At 69.3% G+C, this 1,147-nt stretch carries 1 protein-coding gene; it reads left to right on the top strand.

Translation table 11 applies throughout. From position 1 onward, the window contains the following. On the top strand, positions 1 to 1,147 hold a 1,147-nt coding region (locus JL811_RS19835), incomplete at both ends, for a VCBS domain-containing protein (protein WP_202690429.1).

Below are 1,147 nucleotides of genomic sequence, written 5' to 3'. Positions count from 1 at the left end.
TTGGGTCAGACGGCGCAGGAGGTGTTCACCTATACGGTCTCGGATGGTCAGGGCGGCACGGCGGTGGCCGATCTGGTTGTGACGGTGACGGGCACGAATGACCTGCCGGTGATCGATGCGGCGGCAAGCACCCTGTCGGGTGCGGTGACCGAGGCGGGCCGCGCGGATGGCGGCGTGCCCGGGGCCTCGGGGCAACTGGTCTGGTCCGATCCGGATGCGGGGGCGGAGACGCGGTGGAGCCTTGCGACCCCGGCGGACAGCCGCTTTGGCAGCTTCACGGTCGATGCGGTGACCGGGGAATGGGCCTATGTTCTGGATAACAGCGCGGCGGCGACGCAAGGACTGACCGCAGGCCAGACCGAGACACTGACCTTTGATCTGCGGGTGACGGATGAACATGGCGCCAGCGCCGTGACGCAGGTGACGGTTGTGGTGACGGGGGCGGATGACGCGGCGGTGATCACCGGCCCGGCAACGGGGTCGGTGACCGAGGCCGGGGGCCGCGACAATGCCGCGCCAGGCCAGCCGGTGACGGGCGGGCAACTGGTGGTCAGCGATCCGGATGCGGGGCAGTCGGTGTTCCAGACGCCGGATGCGGGCGATCTGGCCGGGGTTTACGGGCAGTTCAGCTTCAACCCCGCGACGGGGGTCTGGTCCTATGCGCTGGACAATGACCGGGCCGCGACGCAGGCGCTGAACGCGGGTGAGACGGCGACCGAGACGCTGGTGGTGACCTCGGCGGATGGTCTGACCAGCGAGACGATCACGGTGACGGTGACGGGGTCGAATGACGCCGCGACGATCACCGGGGATGTGACGGGCGGCGTGACCGAGGATGACCAGCCCGATACGCTGACCACCACGGGCAGCCTGACGGTGACCGATCCCGATGCGGGCCAAAGCCTGATCGCGCCGGGCAGCCTTGCCTTTGCCGGGGCGAGCCATGGCGGCGCGGGCGCACTTGGCACGCTGGTGATCGACGCGGCGGGCAACTGGAGCTACGCGATCGACAACACGCTGGCGGCGGTTCAGTCGCTGGCCGAGGGTGCGAGCTTCACCGAACGCTGGACCGTGGCCTCGCTCGACGGCACCGCCAGCACCACCATCACCGTGACCGTCACCGGAACCAATGACGACCCGGTGATCG

This window comes from Szabonella alba (assembly GCF_016765775.1).
GTDB classification, from domain to species: Bacteria; Pseudomonadota; Alphaproteobacteria; order Rhodobacterales; family Rhodobacteraceae; genus Szabonella; species Szabonella alba.
Note: the sequence above shows the minus strand (reverse complement) of the source record. Positions and strands in the feature narration are given on the sequence as shown.